At 71.1% G+C, this 754-nt stretch carries 1 protein-coding gene; it reads right to left on the reverse strand.

What is annotated here, in order from left to right; all coding sequences use genetic code 11:
• The coding region (locus E9565_RS21930) for a hypothetical protein (protein WP_236836731.1) at positions 1-246 on the reverse strand (246 nt) is incomplete at its 3' end.
• Positions 247-754 lie beyond the last annotated feature (508 nt).

Raw genomic sequence — 754 nt, forward strand, 5'->3', positions numbered from 1 at the left:
GTCGTGGAACCACAACTTGCTCTGCGGCTTGTCCTCGGTCGGCGACGGGCCCGCCGTCGCGAACGCCGGACCCTGGTACATCCTGGGATCGGCTGCCGACGCCGGCGTGACAGCGAGGACCTGGACCGACAGCACGGCCAGCACGACGGCCACCGCAAGGGCAAGCCGGCGACGTACGAGGTCGGAGAGGGGCAGCCGGTCAGAGGTGCGCATCGAGTCCCCGTTGTAGTTGGACGTGAACGACATCGCTTCGCGAGAAAGCCGGGCGAAGCCTAGGGACAATCGACAGGCGATCGGCTCTCTCGCCCGGGAATCCCCCCGCTGCCCGCCTGTCGTCACCGTGCGTGGTCATTCGGATCTCAAGTGAGCGGCCATGGTCACCCGACCGGGGGACATGGACGTCGGGGCCCGCATGCGGGGCACCCGCGGAATGACCCCATCAGCCCTGCCGGCGGCCTGCTGCAGCGTCCTGACCAGGGATCGCGCGAAGAGATGACCGGACGTCGATCAGGGCGATGTGGCGGGAGTCGTCGGCGGGGTCGGTCAGGCGACCGGGCAGAGCCGGTTCCGGCGTGTGCCGCCCGTTGCTCGACCAGCCCGATCCGGTCTCCACCAGGTCGGCGCGGGCTGCACCAGCGCCCGCCTGCCGTGCCGCGCGCGGCGACGCCGTCGTGCCTCCTGGCACAACGGCGTCGCCGGGCTCTCGATCAGACCGCTGACGGGCTGCTCAGGCCGGCCGCAGGGCCCGCATCCA

Origin of the sequence: Blastococcus sp. KM273129 (genome assembly GCF_021698995.1) — a bacterium.
GTDB lineage: Bacteria > Actinomycetota > Actinomycetes > Mycobacteriales > Geodermatophilaceae > Blastococcus.